The organism is Micromonospora sp. DSM 43699 (genome assembly GCF_055517075.1).
In genome coordinates this window covers 24,828-45,974 of the sequence record NZ_JBTMMT010000007.1, presented here as the reverse complement: position 1 = coordinate 45,974, position 21,147 = coordinate 24,828, and the positions used below count along the sequence as shown (strand labels likewise).

Sequence of the window (21,147 nt, the reverse complement as noted above, 5' to 3'; positions counted from 1 at the left end):
GCCCGGACGGTAACGGCGACCCCGGCGGCAGGCGAGCCGATTAGCGCACCGGAGCGGACCGGGTCGGCGGGTGGGGTCAGTGTCCCGGGTCGGTGGCGAGGATCGCGTCGAGGCCCCGGAGGAAGAGGTCGTCGTCGCTCCACCGTGTGTCGTCGAGGTGGCCGGAGGCGACGAGGGTGGGATAGGCGGCGGGGTTCGCCACGAGGTGGCGACGGGCGTCGGCGCGTACCTCGGGATCGTCGGTCCGCCGCCAGGTGGCCTCGGTGAGCGCCGCGCCGATCACGTAGTTGGCCACCAGCCGGGTCACCACGGCCAGGTGGACGCCGGTGAACCCGGCGCGGACCAGCGCCGATTGCAGGAACTCCGTGCGGGCGAGGACGTGCGGGCCGAGCATGGGCCGGCCGATCAGGCTGGGCGCCCAGGGGTGGCGGAGCATGGCCGCCCGCCACCCGGAGGTCAGCGTGCGTATGTCGTCGCGCCAGTCGGCGCCGGCGGCGATCAGCGGGCCCCCGGCCGGGTCGTCGGTGACCACCGCGTTCTCGGCCGGCAGCGTTACCTCGCCGAAGATCTGGTCGACGGCCAGGTCGAGGACGTCCTCCTTCGTGGTCACGTGCCAGTAGAGGGCCGTCGGGGTGACCCCGAGACGCTCCGCCAGCCGACGCATGGTCAGCCCGTCCACGCCGTGCCGGTCGAGCAGGGCCACGGCCTCCGCCACGATCCGTTCCCGGGTCAACGGGGTGGCCCGGCGGTTGCGGGCCGGCTCCGCGCGCAACCAGACCGTGCCGGCCCTGCCGTCGGACCGGCCACCCTGCCGTTCGGCGGGTGCTCCGCTCAATCCAGTCGCCTCCACCCGCACGAGCCTAGTACCGTGCTCAGTTGACTTAACGTTGTTAAGGCAACTGAGCCATGTCAAGGAAGGCGGATGAGCCCACCGCCTTCCGGCAGGCGGTGGCGTTCCCCAGGAAGGACTGTGGCGCCACGTGCCATTGATGCGGATACAGCTGGACAGCGACCGTTACACCGCGCGGCGGGTGGTGGAGCTGCACCGGGCCGGGAAGGTCCACCGCGAATCCCGCGACGCCGCCCGCGCCGAGGTGTGGCGGCGCGGGCGCACCCCCGCCCGGGAACCGGAATTCGTCGGCACCACGAACGGCGAGCCCGTCCGGCTCATCTACGACGTCGAGGTCTACCGGGACGTGACGTCGTGACCCCGCCGACTCGTCAGCGGACCGGGTCGTGGGTGCCGCGTGGGACACCCGGCCGGCAACGACGCAACCGGTCAGCCGCCATCCGCCCGCCGACGGCCAGGCCGTACCGCTCCACGGCGGTCAGGCCGTACGCGCTGCACGTCGGGGTGTAGCGGCACCGGCCCGGCCAGCGGTGCGACAACCACCGCCGGTAACCGAGGATCGCCGCGCGGCCCGCCCGGTCCACCACCGGTACCCGGCTCACCCGGGCCGTGGTCGCGCCGAGGGTGAGCAGGAACGAGAACAGGCCGAAGTCACAGCAGGGCAGGCCGTCGCAGTCGCAGACGTCGCAGTCGACGTCGCACCAGTCGCGCTTCTTCTTGCGCTGCTTGCGCTTGAGATGGATCACGCCGTACATGATGCGACGGCCCCGCCACCACCCGGACGGCCAGCGGCACACCGGTCCACTCCTGCACGGCGCACCCGGGGCCACCCACGGCTGGATGCCATGGACGGCCCGGATGCAGAGCAGGTCAGCGGTCAGCCGCTGCGACGACGTACAGCGACTCGGATCAGCAGGAGGACCGCCACCAGCAACGCGAACACGGCACCCGGCCACCATCGACCGGACAACCCGATTCCGCCGGTTACCAGCAACAGCACGATGAGTACCGTCTCGGGCCGACCGCCCGCTTTCCTGGCGCCCTCTGCCATGCCGCTCTCTCGTCTCTCTCGTCAGCCCAAGCCCCGGGTGGTCATCTCCGCCGCGTGACAAGCAGCGCGAGCGCCAGACGGCAGGAGCGGCCACGATGGCGAGCACGACCGCAACCTGTGACCTTCTCACCCGCACCGGTCTTCCCCGGCCTACCGACGGCCGTTCCAGCCCTCGAACATGGAGACGGCAGGCCACGCCGATGGGGCACTCCCCCGTGGCAGGAGTGCCCCATCGTGCTGGGAAGCGACCGATTGGACCTGAAGGCTAACGCCGTCGCTTGACGATCATCAACAACCCGAGCACGAGGCAGGCGGCACTGAGCGCGATTGCCACGTATCTCGCTGCAGGGTCGATGCCATCAGCCAGGAGAGCAACCCCGGCAGCGGAGAGTGCGCCGAGAAATGGCGTTGCCGTTGCCGCGCCGACCCTCCAGTCGAGGCGGCCCCTGGCACGATTTCCCACGAATTCCTCCATACCTTCAACACATGTCCATAACTGCGTCGATACCAAAAGGCAGCGAGAATACGGAGACTTCGAAACCTACCAGGGTTGCCGCCACCTGAATAGCTGCAGTGCTGGCAGTGATTCCCACCAGCGCAACCGAGCTTGCAGCAAGCCCAACGACTCCGACCGCGAGAAGCATGCCCGCCACGAAACACTCTGAAGCCGCTCCAGTGGGATCGATATTGTTGGTCGGATTGCAGGCAGCGTAGGCGTACCGGTTGCCGTGCTTCGGGTTGCCGATGAAGCTGAGGTTGTCCTGCTGGGTGAAGCGGCCCTGACCCGGGTTGTACCAGCGCTGTCCGAACTTGGTGAAGCCGGTCTGCGAGTCGTACGTGCCGCCGGCGTAGCGGAGGACGTTGGTGGCCGCACCGAGGTAGTACTCGTCGGTGAGGGTGCCCTTGGGCACCACGGGCGCTGCCCCGCGGCAGCACGGGCGGTGCGTCGGGTCGGGCTGTCGTAGAGCCAGACGTTCTTGCCGGACCTGGGCGACACCAGCGAGGTGTCCGTCCTGGGGGCGGCGGACATGGGCGGGGCGGCGGACGCCGGACCGCCGACCGGGGCGATGACCATCGAGGCGGCCAGCACGGTGGCTGCCACTCCCCCGGTCGTGGTGCGTTTACCCATCAATTCTCCCTATGTTCTCCACGGGAGGGATTCCCGTGGTCGAAGCCATGCGGTAGTTGTGCCCCACCGGCCGGGAAAACGGCCGGAAATGGGCGCGCGGGTATGGTGCCGATCGCCGATTTGGCGACGACGACACAGGGTGCGGTTATTAGCAGCGGATGACGTCGGCGAAAGCGGGCCGGACCTGCTCAGGACGGCATCGAGCCGCCCCCAGAGGGTCAGCAGCGACGGTCCGGTGTCGGAGCTGTGCGGTGTGGCCTGTCGAGCAGACCATTGGCGGGCCAGGTTGCCGGCGTTATCCGCATGGCGACGCTTTCGGCGGCCGGTCGTGGGCGACGCCGACCCACAACGGGCAGCGGGCAGCAACGCCATTATTGACGGCGATTGTCCTGTGCATGATCGACTCCCCCGTGAGTCAATTGCCGTTCGACAAGCTTCCGCCCAAGAAGCTATCCATCGATTGAATGGGTGTCGATAAAAAACACAACCAGGTAGGAGCTATGCCTGAATTCCCACACAATCGGACACCGATGTGACGATCCGTGTTCGGGCGGTAGGGCCGACCGTCACCCGCCCACAGGCGGCAGATCACCAGTGGGCCGGAGTGCCGGCGACGACCGGGGGCCTGACATCCGCCACTCCGGTCCGCCCGAACGAGCGCCCCGGGGTGGGCGGTCAGCGGTCGACGGTGCGGCGTACCCCGTCGTGTCCGGCGCAGGGCTTCGGCCGGCCGCCGGTCAGGCTGACCGCGCCGTCACGGCACAGCACCAGGTAGCCGCGCCCGGCCCAGAACTCCGGCACGCAGTCGAACCAGTCGCAGACCCGGTGGTCGGGCTCGCGGACCCGGTCGCCGCCGCAGTAGTCGTACCCCATCGGGTTGGCAGGTGCCCCGCAGCGCCGCTCCCGCACCACCGACGGCGAGGGGGACGGGTGGTGCGGTGTCGGCGACGGCGGCCTGGTGCGCGACGGGACGGGCGCGGGCGCGGCGGTGGCCGCCGCCGCCACCTCCGGCGTCACCGGCGGATCCGACTCGACGAGCACCGCCGGCACCACCAGGGTCAGCGCGGCGGCCACCGCGACGGTACGGCGACCGCCGGGGACGCGGGCGCTGATCCGCGCCTGCGCGGGGGTGGCGATCGCCGGCCGGAACGGCGCGCTCTCGGCGTGCGCCGCGATCAGCTCGTCGAGCTGGGCGAGGACGGCGGATCGCTGCTCGATGGCGTCGGCGAAGGCCAGGGTGAGCACGAACCGGAACTCGGCCGTCGCGCCCGGCGGCAGCAGCACACCGGAGGTCTGCCGCCGGTCCAGGACCTGGATCAGGGTGACCGGCGCCGCCGGGTCGTGCAGCAGCCCGGTCATCCTCCCGTACGCCCAGTCGCGCCGGCCCCTCCCGCCGACCAGGACCAACCGGCGGTTGGTGACCACCGCGATGCCGGCGTCGGTGACCCGGACCCCGTCGGGCAGCCGGTGGCGCAACCGCCCGCAGTCCGGCTCGACGACCAGGTCGGGGGCGGGCAGCACGCCTGTGTGCCGGACCTCGACCAGTTGCGCGCCGGGCATCGTCGCGAGGACGGCCTCACCCGGGCCCAGTGCCAGCGGCAGGCCGACGCCGGCCGCCGCCGTGCCCCGCAGGCCGACGGCGAGTGCGCGCAGTCGGCGCAGCTCGTCGTCGCGGCGTCGCCAGGCCCGCTCGACGGTGCGGAAGGCCCGCCGCCGCCGTTCGTTCTGCTGGCGTGCCCAGGTGTAGCGCCAGGTGGAACCCGTCGAATCAGTCATCGCCACGCCGATCCCTCCGCCGCGCGAGCCACCAACCGGGGTGTTCACCCGGCTCAACGGCAGCGACGAGCCCGACGGACCGGTAATGCGGATTTACCACCCGATCGGGGGATGGATTCCGATGAAGGCGGCACACGCCGCGCCGGTTCACCTTCCGGCCCGACGCCATGCGGGGTGGGGCGTCCATGGGTAACGTCAGCCGCAGCCGGGTCCGCACCGCAGCGCCCGCACCACCGACGCCAAGGGGGACCTGTGACCGGCCCGGACCAGCGCCACCTGGTGCTCGGCGTCGACATCGGCACCACAAGCACCAAGACCGTGGCGTACGACACCGAGGGCCGCCAGCTCGCCAGCCACTCCGTCGGCTATCCGCTCGAAGAGCCGCACCCCGGCTACGCCGAGCAGGATCCGCAGCTCATCTTCGACGCGGTGGTGGAGACGATCCGCACCGTCGTCACCGAGCTGGGTGACGGGATCGCCGGCCTGTCGTTCAGCACCGCGATGCACAGCCTGATCGGCCTCGACCCGGACGGCGTACCGCTCACCCCGTCGGTGACCTGGGCCGACTCCCGGGCCAGCAGCCAGGCCGAACGGTTGCGCGCCGCCCCGTGGGGGCTGGCCCTGCACCGGCGCACCGGCACCCCCGTGCACCCGATGGCCCCACTGCCCAAACTCCTCTGGTACGCCGAGCAGGAGCCGAAGCTGCACGAGCGGGTCGCGCACTGGGTCGGCATCAAGGACTACGTGCTGCTGCGGCTGGCCGACGCGCTGGTCACCGACCACTCGGTCGCCTCGGCCACCGGTCTGATGGACATCCACCAGCTCGTCTGGGACGGCCAGGCGCTGCGGATCGCCGGGATCACCGAGGAGCAACTCCCCCAGCTCGTCCCCACCACCACCGTGCTGCCGGGGCTCACCGCCCGCGCCGCCATCGCCACCGGCCTGCCCGCCGACACCCCGATCGTGGTCGGCGCGGGCGACGGCCCGCTGGCCAACCTCGGTCTCGGCGCGGTACGCCCCGGCGTCGTCGCCTGCTCCATCGGCACCTCCGGGGCGATGCGGGTGGCCGTCGAACGTCCCGCCGTCGACCCGCTCGGCGGGGTGTTCTGCTATGCGCTCACCGAGGACCGCTGGGTGGTCGGCGGGGCGATCAACAACGGTGGGATCGTGCTCCAGTGGGCCGGCGACGCGCTCGCCCCCGAGTTCGGCGAGCACGGCGAGGAGGAGCTGCTGGCGCTGGCCGCCACCGCCCCGGTCGGCTCCGGTGGGCTGATCATGCTGCCGTACCTGCTCAGCGAGCGGGCGCCGCACTGGAGCTCGCTGCCGCGCGGGGCGTACGTGGGGTTGACCCACGGGCACCGCCGCGAACACCTCGTCCGGGCCGCGTTGGAGGGGGTCTGCCAACAGCTCGCCCTGGTCCTGGCGTCGGTCCGGGCGGCCGGCAACGAGGTCCGCGAGGTCCGCGCCAGCGGTGGTTTCGCCCGCAGCCCGCTGTGGCGGCAGATGCTCGCCGACGCGCTCGGCATGCCGGTCCGGTTCCCCGCCGGCCACGAGGGCTCCAGCTTCGGCGCGGCGCTGCTCGGCATGCAGGCGCTCGGCCTGATCGACTCCATCGACGTCGCCGCCGACCTGGTGCACATCGACGAGACGGTACGCCCCGAGCCCGCCTCCGCCGCCGTCTACGCCGCCCTGCTCCCCCTGCACTCCGAGCTGTACGACGCGCTGGTGCCCACCTTCGCGTCGCTGCGCCGGCTGGCGCCCAGCCTGCCGGCGGAGCCACCACCCACACCCGCACCCATGTGATCGCCCGTCCCCTCCCGGGTCGGACGCCGTCCGAAGGTCGTGATTACCGTGCTCGCTCTCCTCGCCGCACCGGCGGAACCGGCCACCAGCGCCGGTGACGCCCAGCTCGTCGTGGCCGCCCTGCTGGGCATCGCCGCGGTGGTGCTGCTCATCGCCTGGGGCAAGGTGCACCCCTTCCTGTCGCTGATCCTCGGTGCGGCGGTGCTCGGCGTGGTCGCCGCCATGGCCCCGGACAAGATGATCAGCTCGTTCAGCGCCGGCGTCGGCTCCACCGTCGGCGGGGTGGGTCTGCTGATCGCGCTCGGCGCGATGATCGGTGGGCTGCTCGCCGAGTCCGGTGGGGCCGACGGCATCGTCAGCCGGGTCGTCGGACGGGTCTCCGGCTCCGCCCTGCCCTGGGCGATGGCCGGGGTCGCCGCGCTGATCGGCCTGCCGCTCTTCTTCGAGGTGGGCGTGGTGCTGCTGGTGCCGATCGTGCTGCTTGTCTCGCTGCGCACCGACGTACCGCTGATGAAGATCGGCATCCCGGCGCTGGCCGGCCTGTCGGTGCTGCACGGCCTCGTCCCACCGCACCCCGGGCCGCTGGTGGCGATCTCCTCGCTCAACGCCGACCTGGGCCTCACCCTGGGTCTGGGCCTGATCATCGCCATCCCCACCGTGATCATCGCCGGCCCGGTGTTCGGCAACTTCATCGCCAGGTACGTGCCGGCCACCGCCCCGGCCGCACTGCTGCCCACCCGGCAGCCGGCCACCGGCGGCGGCGGCCGGCGCGGACCCGGCAGCCCGGACGCCCCCGCCGCCGAACGCGGCCGGGGAACCGGCGGCCCGGAAGCCGGACGTGGCCGACCCGGCGACGACGTGGACGGCGACCTGCTCACCGACGACGACCTGGTCAACCCGGGCACCGGTCGGCCGGGCGCCCCGGTCGACGACAGCGGCACCGAGACCGCCCGGCGTGCCCCGAGGTTCTGGCCGGCGGTGCTCACCGTGCTGTTGCCGGTGGTGCTGATGCTGCTGCGCGCGGTCGGCGAACTGGCCCTGGCCGAGGGGACCTTCGCCCGGCAGGCCCTGGACATCGTCGGCACCCCGATCGTGGCGCTGCTGGCCGGCGTGATCGTCGCCATGTTCACCCTCGGCTACCAGGCCGGCTTCAGCCGCAGTCAGGTCTCCTCGGTGCTCGGCGGCTCGCTGCCGCCGATCGCCGGCATCCTGCTGATCGTCGCCGCCGGTGGCGGATTCAAGCAGGTGCTCGTGGACGCCGGGGTGGGCAACCTGGTCGCCGACGCCGCCAAGGACGCCAATCTCTCCCCGCTGCTGCTGGGCTGGCTGGTCGCCGTCGGCATCCGGGTCGCCACCGGCTCCGCGACGGTCGCCACCATCACCGCCGCCGGCATCGTCGCCCCGCTGGCAGCCAGCCTGGACCGCCCGGAGGTGGCGCTGCTGGCGCTGGCCATCGGCTGCGGGTCGCTGTTCTTCTCGCACGTCAACGACGCCGGCTTCTGGCTGGTCAAGGAGTACTTCGGGCTGACCGTGGGGCAGACCATCAAGAGCTGGTCGGTGCTGGAGACGATCATCTCGGTGGTCGGCTTCGCCGGCGTCCTCCTGCTCGACCTGCTGCTCTGACGGACCCCGCCGCCGGTCGGGCCGGCTCGCCCGCCCCGGCGGGGGAAAACGGCCCGGGTCAGGCGCCGGGGATGTTGCTCGGCGGGTCCTCGCCGATCAGGCCCGCCGCCGGCTTCTCCGCCGACACCGGCAGGCCGAAGTCCGCGTACGTCAGGTCGAGCGCCGAGACCTTGCCCGGCTCACCGGACAGCTCGATCCGGTAGCGGACCAGCCGCCCCTGCGCGTCCACGGTCGCGGTGAACGGCACCGCGGCGGCCCGCTCCCCGAGCACCCCGCCCAACCCGTCGCCGAGCACCTCGGTGCTGCGTCGCAGGTCCAGGGTGCCGGCGTAGGCCCGGTCGCCGGTGGCGCGTACCTCGGTGGCCGTGCCGAGGGTGGTGGCCAGCCGGGTGTTGTCCAGCCCGGTCCGCTTCGCGGCGGCCGCCTCGGCGGTGCCCAGGTGCCACCAGGTGCGCCCGTCCCAGACCGGCACCCGCCGGTCCGGGGCGGTCACCTTCACGTAGACGTCGGTGCCGGTGGCGAGCCGTTCGATGACCACCTTGCCGTTCGCCACGGCCAGCGTCGTCGTCTCCAGCCCGCGCCGGGCCTTCGGATCCCAGACCAGGGTGGTGCCGTCCCCGCCCGCGCCGTCACCCAGGCTCAGCCGGTAGGACTGCTGGTCGACCCGCTGCGCGGCGGCGGCCAGCACGGCGGTCGGCTCGGTCGGGGCCGGCCCGGACGCGGACGCCCCGGCGGCCGGTGTCGACCCGGCACCGCCACCGTCCGAGGTGCAGCCAGCCACCGCCACCAGTACGACGAGGACGGCGGCGGTGGCCAGCTTCGGGTGCTTCACGACGGTCTCCCCGGGCGGTGCGCCCGCCGGCCGAGCCGATCGACGCTTGTGACAGAGCGGTCGCGCCAGCCTAGCCCGAGGGCCTGCCGCCGACCGGCCACCCCTGCCCGGCCCTCTCCCCGGGAGCGACAACCAGCCCGGGCGCGCACCCGGGGGGACGACACCGCTCGGACCCGGGCACGCGCCGATACCGTTCCCCGCGCCCGTCGGCGCGCGGGTCAGGGAGCCTCGACGGCGGAGATGCGGTAGCGGTGCACCTCCGCGCCGAGGATCGCGGTCACCTGCTCCTGGGCCGGGCCGGACCCCCGGAACGCCAGCAACTGGTCGTCGGACTCCCACCGTTCGTAGACGTTGATCCGGCCCGGCTCGACCAGGTCGGGACCGATCGCGAAGTCCACGCAGCCGGGCGCCGCACGGGCCTGCCGGACGACCTCCAGGCAGGACTCCAGGTAGGCGTCCCGCTCGGCGGGTGCGACGTAGAGACTTCCGGCGACGATGAACACGGGCGACCTCCGGTAGGCGGGTGGCACGTCCCCCATCCTGACCTACCGGAGGTGACGCCCTCGTCGTCCCGGTCAGGCCCGGCTGATCGCGTTGGCGTGGATCGCCTCCACCAGGTACTCCGCCAGCCCCGGCGCGATCGTCTCGTAGTAGGCGGTGAACCGGGGATCGGCCAGGTACATGTCGGCCAGCCCGGTGTGCACCTCGTACGAGCAGTCGTAGAACCAACGGACGATGAGCTGCCGGTGCTCCTCGGCCAACGCCATCGCCTCCGCCGAGTCGGCCGGCGTCCCGCCGGTCAGCGCCGCCACGATCCGCCCGTTCCAGTCGTCCTGCGCCGCCCTGAACCGCAGCCAGTCCTCCTTCGAGTAGCCGGCCGCCCGTCGGGTCGACACCCGGTACGCCTCGGTGTCGCCCCAGCGCTGCCGCGCCTCCTCGGCGTGCTCCTCCGGATCGGCACCGCCGAAGACCTCGAACCGCTCCTCCGGGGTCAGGTTGATCTCCATCCGTCTCGCCTCCATCGCGATCTCGATCGCCGCGACCATCTCCTGGAGTTTCCCGATCCGCCCGGTCAGCAGGTCGTGCTGTCGGCGCAGGTGCGCCGCCGGGTCGGCGGTCGGGTCGTCGAGGATCGCCGCGATCTCCTCCAGCGGAAACCCCAGCTCCCGGTAGAAGCGGACGTGTTGCAACCGCTCCAGGTCCGCGTCGTCGTAGCGGCGGTAGCCGGCCGCCGTCCGGCCGCTCGGCGAGAGCAGCCCGATCTCGTCGTAGTGATGCAGCGTCCGGACCGTCACCCGGGCCGCCTTCGCCACCTGACCCACCGTGTACGCCATGGTTTCCTCCCTTCCTGCACCAAGGCTCCGGCCTGCCGTGACGTGAGGGTCAAGCCCGATTCTGCGCCGACTCCCCCGTTTCGCCGGCGGGATCAGCGTGGGGTGGGCAGGGCGTGCAGGCCACCGGGGCGGCCGTACCGGTAGCCCTGACCGTGGACGCAGCCGATAGCGGTGACCGCCACGTGCTGCTCCTCGGTCTCCACCCCCTCGGCCACCACCGCCAGGTCGAACGCCCCGGCCAACCGGGTGACCATCTCCACCGTGGCGTACGCCCGCGCGTCGGAGTCCAGCCTGGCCACGAACGACCTGTCGATCTTCAACTCGGTGGCCGGGATGCGGTGCAGGTAGCTCAACGACGAGTAGCCGGTGCCGAAGTCGTCGATGGCGATCCGGATGCCCAGCTCACGGAGCTGGGCGAGCCGTTCCAGCACCGCCTCGCTGCCGTCGATCAGCGCCGACTCGGTCAGCTCCAGGGTGAGCGCGCGGGGGGCCAGGCCGGCGGTGGCGGTGGCCGCCGTGACGGTGGCGATCAGGTCGGGACGGCGTACGTGCGCGGCGGCGATGTTGACCGCCACGGTCGCCTCGGGAACCCGGGCCCGCCAGGTCGCGGCGGCCCGGCACGCCTCGTGGATCACCCACCTGTCGATCGGCACGATCAGCCCGGTCTCCTCGGCCAACGGCAGGAACGCCGCCGGGGCGAGCAGTCCGAGCCGGGGATGCCGCCAGCGGACCAGGGCCTCCGCGCTGCGGACCGCACCGGTGGCCAGGTCGACGATCGGCTGGTATTCCAGGTGCAGTTGCTGCTCGTCGACGGCCCGCCGCAGGTCGGCGATCAGCTCCGCCCGGGTCACCGCCGATTCCCGCAGCGCCGGCGTGCAGGTGCGGTACGCGGACTTCCCGGCGGCCTTCGCCGCGTACATCGCGATGTCGGCGTCGCGCAGCAGGTCGGTGTGGGAGGCGTGCTGCGGACCGAACTCGGCGATGCCGATGCTCGCCGACGGGTGGACCCCGACGTCCTCCTCGCCCGGGGACGGTTGCAGGGCGGCGAGCAGCCGCCCGGCCAGCCGTTCCGGGGCGACCGGCCGGTCCCCGTCGACCAGCACGGCGAACTCGTCGCCGCCGAGCCGGGCGACCGTGCCGTCGGCACCGACCGCCGTCCGCATCCGGACCGCGATGCTGGTCAGCAGGGTGTCGCCGGTGGCGTGCCCGAACCGGTCGTTGACCTGCTTGAAGCCGTCCAGGTCGAGAAGCAGGACGGCCACCGGCGGGCCTTCGCGCAGCGCCTGGCGCAACCGCCTGTTGAACATCAACCGGTTCGGCAGGCCGGTGAGCTGGTCGGCGTACGCGAGCCGGCGCAGCCGGGCCACCAGCCGCAGGTTCTCGTTGGCGGCCAGCCCCTGCCGCAGGGCGAGCACCCCGAGCAGCGCCATCATCCCGACGAAGACCAGGGTCGGGGTCTGCCCGGTGGGTCGGCGGGCCAGCACCACCGCGATGATCGCCCCGCCGACCGGAAGGTAGGGCAGCGCCACCCGCCACCAGGACGGGAGCGGGGACTCGCCGATCTCCTCGGCGCCGTCGCAGGTCGGCGGCGGCGGTCGGGTGGTGGCGATGCCGATCAGCAGGTAACTCAGCGGCCAGCAGACGTCGATCGGGTGGCCGGGGGCGTAACTGCCGTGCGCCACCAGCGAGACGTAGACGGCGTCCGCGCCGGCCCGGGTGACCAGGCTCGCCCCGATCAGGGTCAACGGCGGCCACACCGGGCGGGCCGAGCCGGCCACCGCCACCAGGATGGTCAGCTGCATCAGGTCGATCATCGGGTAGAGCAGGCCGAACGTCCGCAGCGGATCGTCGAGGTCGGCGGCGGCGATGTCGCGGAACACCACCACCCAGCCGATCGGGATCAGGGCCAGCCCGACGATCACCCCGTCCAGCACCGTACGGGCCCGGCCGACCATGCTGCGTGGGGCGGTCAGCGCGGCGAGCAGGGCGGCCGTGCCGGTGACGATGCCGGCGGTGAAGACCGCGCCGATCAGCGGGGTGTGCGGCAGCTCGTCGGCGCTCAGCCGGTCCACCGTCCACAGCAGCCGGCCGGCGGCGGCGAGCCCCATGGTGAGCGCGAGCAGCGCCCAGAACCGGCGCAGCGGGGCGGGGTGCCGGCGCATCGTCCGGGTGCAGGCGAAACTGGCCCAACTCGCCACCACCGTGGCGGTCACGTCGCTGACCAGGGCGGCTCCGGGCAACGCGGCGAGCAGCCAGGCCAGCTCCAGGACGACGACCACCGACGCGACGACCGCACCCACCCGGGGAAGGGCCAGCGGCCGGGTCGGGGCACCGGAGACGGCGTCCTGGGGCAGCACGGTGATCGCTCCGGCTCTCTCTCCTGCGCACACCTCGACCGTGCAAACCGGCCACGGACGGCGAACCCTCGAAGCCTAGCCAGCGGCACGACCCGCCGCCAGGGTCCACCGGTCGGCTATCCGACCACTGAGGACGGATCAGGGACGGCGGCGGCAGGTGGCCCGCCGTGCGTCCACGGTGTCTCCTCCGCCGTCGGGAACGCTCCGGCCGGCAGGAACGCCTCCGACAGGGTGGTCAGGCAGAGCCGCTCCCCCACCTGCGGCACGCTGCCCGGTGGCGCGGTCAGCCCCCGGCCCATCCCACCGGACAGCTCCAGCACCACCTCGGTCCGGCTGTCCGCCACCGGGGTCACGAAGACCACCCGCGCCTTCTGCCCCGGCCGTGCCGTCGACCAGAGCGTCGCCCCGACCGGCACCCGTACCGGCTCGGTGGTCGACACCTGGATCCTCGGCCGCAGCACCGGCCGTTTGCCGCTGTCGTCCACCCGGGTCGGGTCGGCCAACGTCACGTCCCCGACGAACGCCTCCCCGGTCAGCCGGTGCTCGGCCATCACCAGCGGATCGTCGTAGGCGCGCTGCACCGCGTACGTGGTCGCGGCGCGTTCCAGCCGGTGCAGTCGTACCGCCGCCGCCACCGCGCCGTCGTGCCGGGGCTGCGGCCCGCCGTCGGCGTCGAGATGCTCGGCGTACCCGGTGAAGGCGTCCCGGTCGCCGGCCCACCGACCGGCCACCCGGGCCCCGGGCGGCAGGGTGCCGAGCAACCCCAGGCCGCGCCACATCAGCTCCCAGGTGGGCGCGAGCTGCCCGCGCAGCAACCGCACCAGCTCCGCGTACGCCGCGTCGCGCGCGACCGGGTCGTCGTCGGCCGCCGCCCAGGCGGCCGTCACCGGGGCGAGCGCCGTGTTGTCGAACTCCGGGTCGGTGGCCGGGCCGGCCGGCGGGCAGACCCGCGGGTCCTCGGCCCGGGTGGCGGCCTCGACACCTGTCGTGCCGGCCGGCGGGTCGATCCAGCCGAGCAGCGCCGGCAGGTGCAGGTCCTCCACCGCACTCTGCCCTGTCGCCCAGTGCAGGGTCAACGCGTCGGTCATCGCCAGCAGCGCCGACGAGCCGGGCTGCTCGGCCCGCTCGACGAAGAAGGTCAGCCAGCGGCCGAGCAGCGGCACGGCCGGGTGCACCGGGTGGTCGCCGTCCGGCCGACGGAACCGGGTCGACCGGCCCAGCAGGCGCAGGAAGGTGACCCCGGCCGGGTTCGGCACCCAGAGCTGCGGGGCGTCGGAGTAGCGGTAGCGGACGTCGCGGCCCCGGTCGACGGCCACCGCCTCCGAGACGCCCCGGAAGCCGTCCAGCCACGGCAGCACGATCGCGGCCAGCTCGGTGACGAACCGGAAGCGCTGGTCCCGGTTGCGGGGCTGCGGCACGATCAGCAGCCGGGCGTCGTCGGGCGCGGTGCCGACCAGCGCGGCGAGCGGGGCGTGCGCCTCACCTGCCATCGCCAAAGGCACCAGCACCAGCGGGCGCTCCGCCAGGTGCAGGTGCCGGACGGTGGCGACCGGCTGGGCCAGCCCGGCGGCGACGGCCTGCGCCTTCGCCAGCGCGCGCAGCGTACTCATGCGGGGTTGCCGGCGAGGGCGTCGGCGCGCAGCCGGGCGGCGGCCCGCAGCAACGCGGCGGCCTCCTCCCGCTCCGGGTCGGCGGTCCGTTCGCCGGTCGCCAGGGCCAGCACCTCGGCCACCTCGGCGATGCCGCCGAGCGCCTCCCGCACCGGGCGGCCCAGCGCGCCGGTCTGCCCCCGTGCCTCGTTCCGACAGAAGTACGCCAGCTCGCAGCCGGCCAGGCAGTCCGGCGCGTAGCGGGCCGGCACGGTACGCAGGGCGGCGGTCACCGTCACCGGGTCGGCGGCCGGGTCGGCGGTGAAGTCGGCAGGCACGGCGGCGAGCAGGTCGTCCAACCGGGCCATCCGGTCCAGTTGGCGACGCAGCACAAGCAGTTGCTTGCGGACGTCGATCAGGCTGGCCACCGGCCGGTTGGCGAAGTCCCGCGGGCAGACCAGCACCACCTCGTGCGACACCGACTCCGGATCCCGCCCCTCGGCGGCGAGCAGGTCACGCAGCGCCAGCACGTAGACGGCCGACTGGACGGCGGCGGCGGACACCTTCGCCGGGTCGGCCTGCCCGTCGATCACCGGGAACGACTTGATCTCCACGACGTGGAACCGGCCGCCGAGCCGGGCGGCGACCAGGTCCGGTTCCAGGTGCACCCGCTGACCCGCCACGTCCAGGCCGAGCAGCGGATGGTCGAACAGCGCCGCCTCCGCCCCGCCGGCGGTCAACGCCGCCCGGGACCGTTCCCGCCGGTCCGGAAGGTCGTCCGCCCCGCCCAGGTCCGTCCAGCTCGCCCGCTCCGGCACCGGTACGCCCAACCGCTGCGCGACCAGCCGCAGCAGCTCCGCACCGCCGTCCGCCTTGACCTGCGCCTCGAACGCGTTTCCCCTGGTGATGGCGAACCGGGACTGGCCGAACCGGGCCGGGAACCCGACCCGCTCGGCGAGCGCGGACTTGTCGACCCCGGCGCCGTCGAGCACAGCCCGCCGGGCGCAGCCGGGGTTGCCGGTGAGTGCGGCGAGCGTCCGGGCGTTGTGTCGTTTCGGGGGCGCGTCACCCCGAATGGCAGCCAGGCGTTGCGCGGTGCTCGTCACGACAGGCCACGATAGCCGCCCCGCCCGACCCTGCACCCCGGGCCGCCGCCCGACGACGTCGTCGTCCGTCTAGTCGGTCAAGGCAATCGCCCGGACCGTCAGCGCAGGGCGGTCAACCCGGGTCACAGCGCGGGGTGGCCCACCCGGGGCCGCAGGGCAGGGCGGCCCACCCGGGGCCGCGGAGCGGGGCCGTCGCCTGGGGTGGGGATCGGGGTTCAGCGTCCGGCGGACCGGTTCCAGGGCGAACGGGGTGAGCGGGCACCGGCGAGCGGCCGGTGGCGGCGGCGCGTCCGGCGGCGGCCCGGGGTGCAGGGCGGGCGGGAGGCGGTGTACAGCGGCACGGTCGGCCCGTCCGGCGGCCAACCGATCAACCAGCAGAGGAAGCGTGCCACGGTCAGCTGACCGGGAGGCGGCGGGCCTCGTCGGCGTCGACGGCGTACTCGGCTCCGCAGAACGAACACTGCTGCACGTACTTCGTCCGGATCGGGATCAGCGGGACGAAGAAGAGGGTGAACTTCGTGGCCCGGCGGCTGATCACCTGCGCGGCCTGGTTGCCACAGTGCCGACAGACCGCCGTCACCACCCCTGCCCGGGTGACCTTGGTACGGAGTCCGAAGATGAAGAACATCGTCCCGCAGTACCCAGCCCGACGCTCCGGGAACCGCCGCGCGGAGATTTCCCGGTGGCCGGCCGGTGCACCGGCGGAGCGACCCGCTAACAGTGCCCGAGTCACATGCCCGAGCTGCGTGCCCGAGTCACGTGCGCGGATCGCGTGCCCGAGCCGCATGCCCGAGCCGCATGCCCGGATCGCGTGCCCGGATCGCGTGCCCGGATCGCGTGCCCGGATCGCGTGCCCGGGCCGGTGTCCGGATCGCGTGCCCGGGCCGGTGCCCGGATCGCGTGCCCGGGCCGGTGTCCGGATCGCGTGCCCGGGCCGCGTGTCCGGATCACCAACCTCTGTCCGACGTCCTTTGGAGCTGATGACGTTAGCGATTCACTGACAACTGGGACCTCGCCGAGCACCACGCGCCACACGACACGACCCGGCAGGCCTCCGTCGTCACCTGCGGACAACACGACACGGAGCCGCCGCTCGCGAGAACATGGCCCGGCTCGGTGGCCCGCCGTCGCCTCCGCGCACCGGTGATTCGTTTGCGTCATCAGCTCGACAGGATCCGCATGCACGGTCCCGCCCCTGGAACTGCCGGACCGGCCCTGCCCCCGGGCGTCCCGAAACCCGCCCTTCCTCCCGGGCACCCACACCGGAGTGTCCAGGGGAAGGATCGAGGCGGATACCGACGACCACATCCCGCGCGGGCAGAGACCGCAGCGCAAAGACCGCAGGCCAGAGACCGCACAGCTGGGCCAGAGGGGGCAAGGCCGGAGGGCTGGGGGCGGGAACGGGGGCGGGAACGGGGGCGGGAACGGGGATCAGGCGGCGGGAGCGCCGGTGTGGATCTCCTCGGCAACCCAGATCGGCTGCCAGTCGGCCATGTCGTGGAATCGGCACAGCTCGAGCATGCCGGCCACCGACCCGCACCACATCGCGTACGGCGGGTTGCCCTCGTCGAACCCGCTCTGCACGAAGGTCAGAGTCGTCTTCCCGCCGGATTCGGCCAGTTCCCAGGTGGTGACGCCGACCGGTCCCCAGTCCACCGACATCTTCCGGCCGGGCTCCAGGTCGACCACCTTCGCCGCGGGCCCGGCGTCGAAGCCGCCCATGGCGTACCGGCCGCCGACCCAGGGCTCGATGCCGATCGGGTAGCCGAACCAGGCGCTGGCCTGCGCCGAGTCGGTCAGTGAGGTCCAGACCCGGTCGATCGGCGCGGCGATGGTCAGCTCACCGCGCAGGTCGGTGGAGGTGAAGTCGGTCTTCGGCAGCAGCGGACGACCCTCCAGGTAAGCGGCGAGGTTGGCGATCGACAGCGACCACCAGGTCTGCAGCACTCCTCGGATGCTGCTGCCGTCCAGCGCCTCGGCGAAGTGGAAGTGGGTCTGGCTGAGGGTCAGCAGCGTGGTGTCCGGCCCCTCCGACGTCAGGCGCAGTTCGCTGGTCGTCTCCACCCCGTCGATCAGCCAGCCGAAGCGCAACGTGTACGGGTCGGCGTGCAGCACCCGCTGGTGGGGCGCATCGCCGTCGGGCGTGTGCCGGCCCCAGAACTCGTACCGGCCGGGCAGCTCGACCTCGGCGTGCTCGGTCAGCCAGACGCGCAGCGCTGCCGGGTCGGTGAGCGCCCGCCAGACGGCCTCGACCGGCGCGGCGAGCCGGGCACCCAGCGTGAGTGGTTCAGTCACGGTCTTCTCCCTTGGGATAGCAGGCCACGGCGAGCTTGAAGGCGTCCCCCTCGACGCCGCCGTAGCGGGTGAACAGGTCCTGCAATGTCGACTGCAGGTCGTGCAGGAACTCCTGCCGACGCTCGGCCGGCACCCGGATCTCACCGGAGACCCCGATCGAGGGCAGTTCCGGCGCGCTCCGGTCGAGCGCCGCGACGTCGGCCTGGACCTCCTCCATCAGGTCGAGCAGGTGACCCAGGCTCAACTCGTCGGATACCCGGCGGGCTCCGCCGATCCGGCCGACAAGCCGGGGCGAGAGCCAGTAGGACCGGGCCACGGCCTGCCAGATGCCCTCGCTGATGCCGCGCACCCTACGGCTGGACACCTGCTCGACCAGGCCGGCCGCGGCGAGTTGTTTGACGTGGTAGTAGACCCGCTGCGGGGTCTGGTTCAGCCGGGCCGCCACCTCGGTGCAGGTGCGTGGCTCGGCCAACTGCCGCAGCACGTCCACGCGCTGCGGCTTGAGCAGGATCTCGGCCTGCTCGATCTGCTCCAGGTACAGGACGTCTCTCATCGCAAAAACAATCCTGTACGTAAAAAATCTGCTTGTCAATCGGGTCGACGAAAGCCGCGCCGGGATGGCGCGGCTTTCGTCCCAGCGGTCGTACGACGGTCAGGGCGTCCAGTCGGGACGAAGCGGGTAGCCGTCGTCGCCCATCGGCCCGTTGCGGGTGGCCAGCACCTGGTGCAGCTGGATGCCGTTGCGCTCGAAGGCCAACCGCGACCCGGCCATGTAGAGCCCCCAGACCCGGGCGGTGCCCAGGCCCACCTCGTCGACGCAGAAGTCCCAGTTCGCCACGAGGTTGCGACACCAGGCGGCCAGCGTCAGCGCGTAGTGCTGCCGCAGGTTCTCCTCGTGGTGCACCTCCAACCCGGCGTCGTGCACCTCGCTGATCAGGCGACCCGGCCCGGCCAACTCGCCGTCGGGGAAGACGTACCTGTCGATGAACGCGCCGGAGCGGTGCGGGGCCCGGTTGTCGGCCCGGGTGATGCAGTGGTTGAGCAGCCGCCCGCCGGGGCGCAGCCGATCCCGCAACGCCCGGAAGTATGCCGGGTAGTTGCGCACCCCGATGTGCTCGGTCAACCCGATCGACGAGATCGCGTCGAACCGCTCCCGGGGGGCGTCGCGGTAGTCGAGGTGGCGCACCTCGGCCAGCCCGGTGAGCCCCTCCCGCGCGATGGCCGCCTGCGCCCACTGCGCCTGCGCCCGGGACAGGGTCACCCCGATCGCCTTGACGCCGTACTCGCGGGCCGCGTGCCGGACCATGCCGCCCCAACCGCAGCCCACGTCCAGCAGGCGCATCCCCGGCTTCAGTGCCAGCTTGCCGGCGACCAGGTCGTACTTGGCCGCCTGGGCCTGCTCCAGGGTGTCGGCCGGGCTGCGGTACACCGCGCAGGTGTACGTCATCGAGTCGCCGAGCACCTTCTCGTAGAAGGCGTTCGACACGTCGTAGTGGTGCGAGATGGCCGTGCTGTCCCGGAAGCGGGAGTGCCGCAGCCCGCCCATCACCCGCCGCCAGCGGGGCAACGCCTCCTGCGGCGGGGCCGGCGGGGGCCGCAGCCGCTCCCAGCCGAGCCCGCGCGCCAGGGCCAACCCCTCGGCCACCGGGGGAATCCGCAACCGCAGGTCCGCGAGCACGCTCAGGGCGTCGTACGGGTCGCCGGGGTGCACCCCGCCCAGCCCGAGGTCGCCACTGACGTACGCCCGCACCATGCCCAGGTCACCCGGGGCGGTGAGCAGATAGGACAGCCCCCGCTCGGAACGGATGTCGAGGGTGATACCGGCGTCGGCCGGGCCGATCGCGCTGCCGTCGTAGCCGGTCACCCGGATCGGCAGGTCCCGCGTGGTGACCGCGCGGACGACGTCGGCGACGGTCGGGCCGGGTCGACCCCCCGACGGGGGGCTGGCCGGGGCGCTCGCCGCCCCCTGTTCTCGGTCGGTCAGGCTCATCTTCGTGCAACCGCCTTCTCGTAGAGTCCGGTGAGCCGGTGGTCCGGGTCGTAGCGGTCCTTCACGGCACGCCAGGTCTCCCCGCCGTAGAGCCGATCGAAGGCCGCCCGGTCGTAGTACGCGTCGGAATAGAGCGACTTGTGCCCGCCCAGCTCCGACACCGCCCGCTCGATGGAGCGGTTCATGTCACCGTCCGTGGCACCCGCCGCGATCGGCACGCTGCCCCAGAAGCCGATGTTGACGTACGTGCGGCCGGGGTGCAGCGGGTATAGCGGCCAGTTGCGGGCCGAGCCGGGGCCGGCCGGCTCGCGCAGCCGCAACGGGCAGAGCCACACCGGTGTCATCCCCACCTCGCGGTCGAACCACCGCAGGAACCCGGCCGTGCCGTCCAGCGGAATCTCCACGTCCTGCACGACCCGTTCCCGGGCCGGCCGACCCCGCCACCGGTCCACCCGGGCGGCCACCTGGTGCCGGTGTTCCAGCCGGACCAGCCGGTGGTAGACGTCGCTGCGCCGCCAGCGGGCCGGCCAGAGCCGACGCACCACCGGGTGCTGCACCCCGAACGCGGCCGAGCACCAGAACCAGTCGGTGTCCCAGCGCCAGAGGTAGTCGTGGCCACTCAGGGCGTCGCGCACCCGGCGGCGCACCGAGCGGTAGTAGATGTCCTGCCCGGTGTAGTCGCTGAGCCGCTCCGGATCGTCGGTGAAGGAGCCGAGGACCAGGTAGGACTCGCCGGGGCTGAACACCACGCCGTCCATCGCGTCGACCGGCCGCCCCTCCCACTCGCCCTTGGCCACCACGTCGGCGATCGCGTCGGTCAGCTCCTCCAGCCGGGTGAACCGGATGTTGCGCAGGGCCACCGCCCGACCCACCGGCTGGAGCTCGATGCGCAGCCGGGTGGCGTACCCGAGGCTGCCCAGCGAGTTGGGGAAGGCGGCGAACAGGTCGGCGTGCGGCCCGTCCGGTCGGGCGGTGACCACCTCACCCGCGCCGGTGAGGACGTCCAGCTCGACGACCGACTCGTGCGGGAGCCCGTTGCGGAACGACGTCGACTCGATGCCCAGCCCGGTGACCGCACCGCCCAGGGTGATCGTGCGCAACTGGGGCACGACCAGCGGCATCAACCCGTGCGGCAGGGTCGCGTCGACCAGGTCCTCGTAGGTGCACATGCCCTGCACGTCGGCGGTGCGGGCGACCGGGTCGACCGCCAGGACGCCGCCCAGCCCACTCACGTCGAGCCCGGGTGCGCCGGTGACCGACCGGGGTCGGAACAGGTTGGAGGTGCGTTTGGCAAGTCGTACGGGTTGCCCCGGAGGCACTGCGGCGTACGACCGCCGCAACGCGTCCACCGCCAGCTCATGATCACGCTGCGCGCGCATGAGATCACCTTACGCGCGAAGCACCATTCCGTG

Annotated in this window: 18 protein-coding genes; 3 read left to right on the top strand and 15 right to left on the bottom strand. The window is 72.8% G+C overall.

Annotation, left to right across the window (positions count from 1 at the left end; genetic code table 11):
• Positions 1–76: 76 nt before the first annotated feature.
• Positions 77–850: a TetR/AcrR family transcriptional regulator gene (locus AC0AIB_RS05665; RefSeq protein WP_465096175.1), complete on the bottom strand. Its 774-nt coding sequence runs from the start codon at positions 848–850 to the stop codon at positions 77–79.
• Between the two features lie 139 nt (positions 851–989).
• Between AC0AIB_RS05665 and AC0AIB_RS05660 the strand changes: the two genes are divergently transcribed.
• The gene (locus AC0AIB_RS05660) at positions 990–1,208 is read left to right on the top strand and encodes a hypothetical protein (protein WP_465096174.1); all 219 of its coding nucleotides are present in this window, start codon (positions 990–992) and stop codon (positions 1,206–1,208) included.
• 13 nt (positions 1,209–1,221) lie between these two features.
• Here AC0AIB_RS05660 and yidD read toward each other — a convergent pair whose 3' ends face one another.
• The 3 genes from yidD to AC0AIB_RS05645 form a co-directional block, all read right to left on the bottom strand.
• Positions 1,222–1,605, bottom strand: coding sequence for a membrane protein insertion efficiency factor YidD (yidD, locus tag AC0AIB_RS05655; protein ID WP_328339764.1), 384 nt, complete (start codon positions 1,603–1,605; stop codon positions 1,222–1,224).
• A gap of 775 nt (positions 1,606–2,380) precedes the next feature.
• The gene (locus AC0AIB_RS05650; RefSeq protein WP_465096173.1) at positions 2,381–2,815 is read right to left on the bottom strand and encodes an RHS repeat-associated core domain-containing protein; all 435 of its coding nucleotides are present in this window, start codon (positions 2,813–2,815) and stop codon (positions 2,381–2,383) included.
• Between the two features lie 890 nt (positions 2,816–3,705).
• A complete protein-coding gene (locus AC0AIB_RS05645; RefSeq protein WP_328339768.1) occupies positions 3,706–4,812 on the bottom strand; it encodes a hypothetical protein in 1,107 nt (368 codons plus the stop codon).
• 246 nt (positions 4,813–5,058) lie between these two features.
• On the opposite strand from AC0AIB_RS05645, the gene AC0AIB_RS05640 reads away from it, so the two are divergent.
• Positions 5,059–6,609 (top strand): gluconokinase, encoded by a 1,551-nt coding sequence (locus tag AC0AIB_RS05640; protein WP_328339770.1) that lies wholly within the window; start codon positions 5,059–5,061, stop codon positions 6,607–6,609.
• 48 nt (positions 6,610–6,657) lie between these two features.
• The gene (locus AC0AIB_RS05635; RefSeq protein WP_465096172.1) at positions 6,658–8,232 is read left to right on the top strand and encodes a GntT/GntP/DsdX family permease; all 1,575 of its coding nucleotides are present in this window, start codon (positions 6,658–6,660) and stop codon (positions 8,230–8,232) included.
• Between the two features lie 58 nt (positions 8,233–8,290).
• Here AC0AIB_RS05635 and AC0AIB_RS05630 read toward each other — a convergent pair whose 3' ends face one another.
• From AC0AIB_RS05630 to AC0AIB_RS05580, 11 genes are all read right to left on the bottom strand, one after another.
• On the bottom strand, positions 8,291–9,064 hold the full coding sequence (locus tag AC0AIB_RS05630) for a hypothetical protein (protein ID WP_328339774.1): 774 nt from the start codon (positions 9,062–9,064) through the stop codon (positions 8,291–8,293).
• A gap of 218 nt (positions 9,065–9,282) precedes the next feature.
• Positions 9,283–9,603 (bottom strand): putative quinol monooxygenase, encoded by a 321-nt coding sequence (locus AC0AIB_RS05625; RefSeq protein WP_328339776.1) that lies wholly within the window; start codon positions 9,601–9,603, stop codon positions 9,283–9,285.
• A 36-nt stretch (positions 9,604–9,639) separates the two neighbouring features.
• A complete protein-coding gene (locus tag AC0AIB_RS05620) occupies positions 9,640–10,398 on the bottom strand; it encodes a MerR family transcriptional regulator (protein WP_328339778.1) in 759 nt (252 codons plus the stop codon).
• 92 nt (positions 10,399–10,490) lie between these two features.
• Positions 10,491–12,755: a putative bifunctional diguanylate cyclase/phosphodiesterase gene (locus tag AC0AIB_RS05615; RefSeq protein WP_465096171.1), complete on the bottom strand. Its 2,265-nt coding sequence runs from the start codon at positions 12,753–12,755 to the stop codon at positions 10,491–10,493.
• A gap of 116 nt (positions 12,756–12,871) precedes the next feature.
• Positions 12,872–14,365 carry a hypothetical protein gene (locus AC0AIB_RS05610; RefSeq protein WP_328339781.1) on the bottom strand — a complete coding sequence of 498 codons (1,494 nt, stop codon included), beginning with the start codon at positions 14,363–14,365 and terminating at the stop codon, positions 12,872–12,874.
• Positions 14,362–15,450: a hypothetical protein gene (locus AC0AIB_RS05605; RefSeq protein ID WP_328339783.1), complete on the bottom strand. Its 1,089-nt coding sequence runs from the start codon at positions 15,448–15,450 to the stop codon at positions 14,362–14,364. The genes AC0AIB_RS05610 and AC0AIB_RS05605 overlap by 4 nt, the downstream gene beginning before the upstream one ends.
• A 394-nt stretch (positions 15,451–15,844) precedes the next feature.
• Positions 15,845–16,078 (bottom strand): zinc-ribbon domain-containing protein, encoded by a 234-nt coding sequence (locus AC0AIB_RS05600; RefSeq protein WP_328339785.1) that lies wholly within the window; start codon positions 16,076–16,078, stop codon positions 15,845–15,847.
• Between the two features lie 803 nt (positions 16,079–16,881).
• Entirely contained in the window at positions 16,882–17,745 is an 864-nt protein-coding gene (locus AC0AIB_RS05595; protein WP_465096170.1) for an SRPBCC domain-containing protein, read from the bottom strand.
• Complete coding sequence (locus AC0AIB_RS05590) at positions 17,738–18,298, bottom strand: helix-turn-helix domain-containing protein (RefSeq protein ID WP_328339789.1); 561 nt, start codon at positions 18,296–18,298, stop codon at positions 17,738–17,740. Before AC0AIB_RS05590 ends, AC0AIB_RS05595 begins: the two co-directional genes overlap by 8 nt.
• Positions 18,299–18,397: 99 nt before the next feature.
• Entirely contained in the window at positions 18,398–19,735 is a 1,338-nt protein-coding gene (locus AC0AIB_RS05585) for a class I SAM-dependent methyltransferase (protein ID WP_328339791.1), read from the bottom strand.
• Positions 19,732–21,114 carry an FAD-binding oxidoreductase gene (locus AC0AIB_RS05580; RefSeq protein WP_328339793.1) on the bottom strand — a complete coding sequence of 461 codons (1,383 nt, stop codon included), beginning with the start codon at positions 21,112–21,114 and terminating at the stop codon, positions 19,732–19,734. The genes AC0AIB_RS05585 and AC0AIB_RS05580 overlap by 4 nt, the downstream gene beginning before the upstream one ends.
• Between the last annotated feature and the right edge of the window lie 33 nt (positions 21,115–21,147).

What these genes read in the sequence shown, in the direction of transcription:
- AC0AIB_RS05660 (WP_465096174.1), top strand. Translation starts at nt 990, where the DNA reads ATGCGGATACAGCTGGACAGCGACCGTTACACCGCGCGGCGGGTGGTG.
- yidD (WP_328339764.1), bottom strand. Translation starts at nt 1,605, where the DNA reads ATGTACGGCGTGATCCATCTCAAGCGCAAGCAGCGCAAGAAGAAGCGC.
- AC0AIB_RS05625 (WP_328339776.1), bottom strand. Translation starts at nt 9,603, where the DNA reads ATGGGGGACGTGCCACCCGCCTACCGGAGGTCGCCCGTGTTCATCGTC.
- AC0AIB_RS05620 (WP_328339778.1), bottom strand. Translation starts at nt 10,398, where the DNA reads ATGGCGTACACGGTGGGTCAGGTGGCGAAGGCGGCCCGGGTGACGGTC.
- AC0AIB_RS05610 (WP_328339781.1), bottom strand. Translation starts at nt 14,365, where the DNA reads ATGAGTACGCTGCGCGCGCTGGCGAAGGCGCAGGCCGTCGCCGCCGGG.
- AC0AIB_RS05600 (WP_328339785.1), bottom strand. Translation starts at nt 16,078, where the DNA reads ATGTTCTTCATCTTCGGACTCCGTACCAAGGTCACCCGGGCAGGGGTG.
- AC0AIB_RS05590 (WP_328339789.1), bottom strand. Translation starts at nt 18,298, where the DNA reads ATGAGAGACGTCCTGTACCTGGAGCAGATCGAGCAGGCCGAGATCCTG.
- AC0AIB_RS05585 (WP_328339791.1), bottom strand. Translation starts at nt 19,735, where the DNA reads ATGAGCCTGACCGACCGAGAACAGGGGGCGGCGAGCGCCCCGGCCAGC.
- AC0AIB_RS05580 (WP_328339793.1), bottom strand. Translation starts at nt 21,114, where the DNA reads ATGCGCGCGCAGCGTGATCATGAGCTGGCGGTGGACGCGTTGCGGCGG.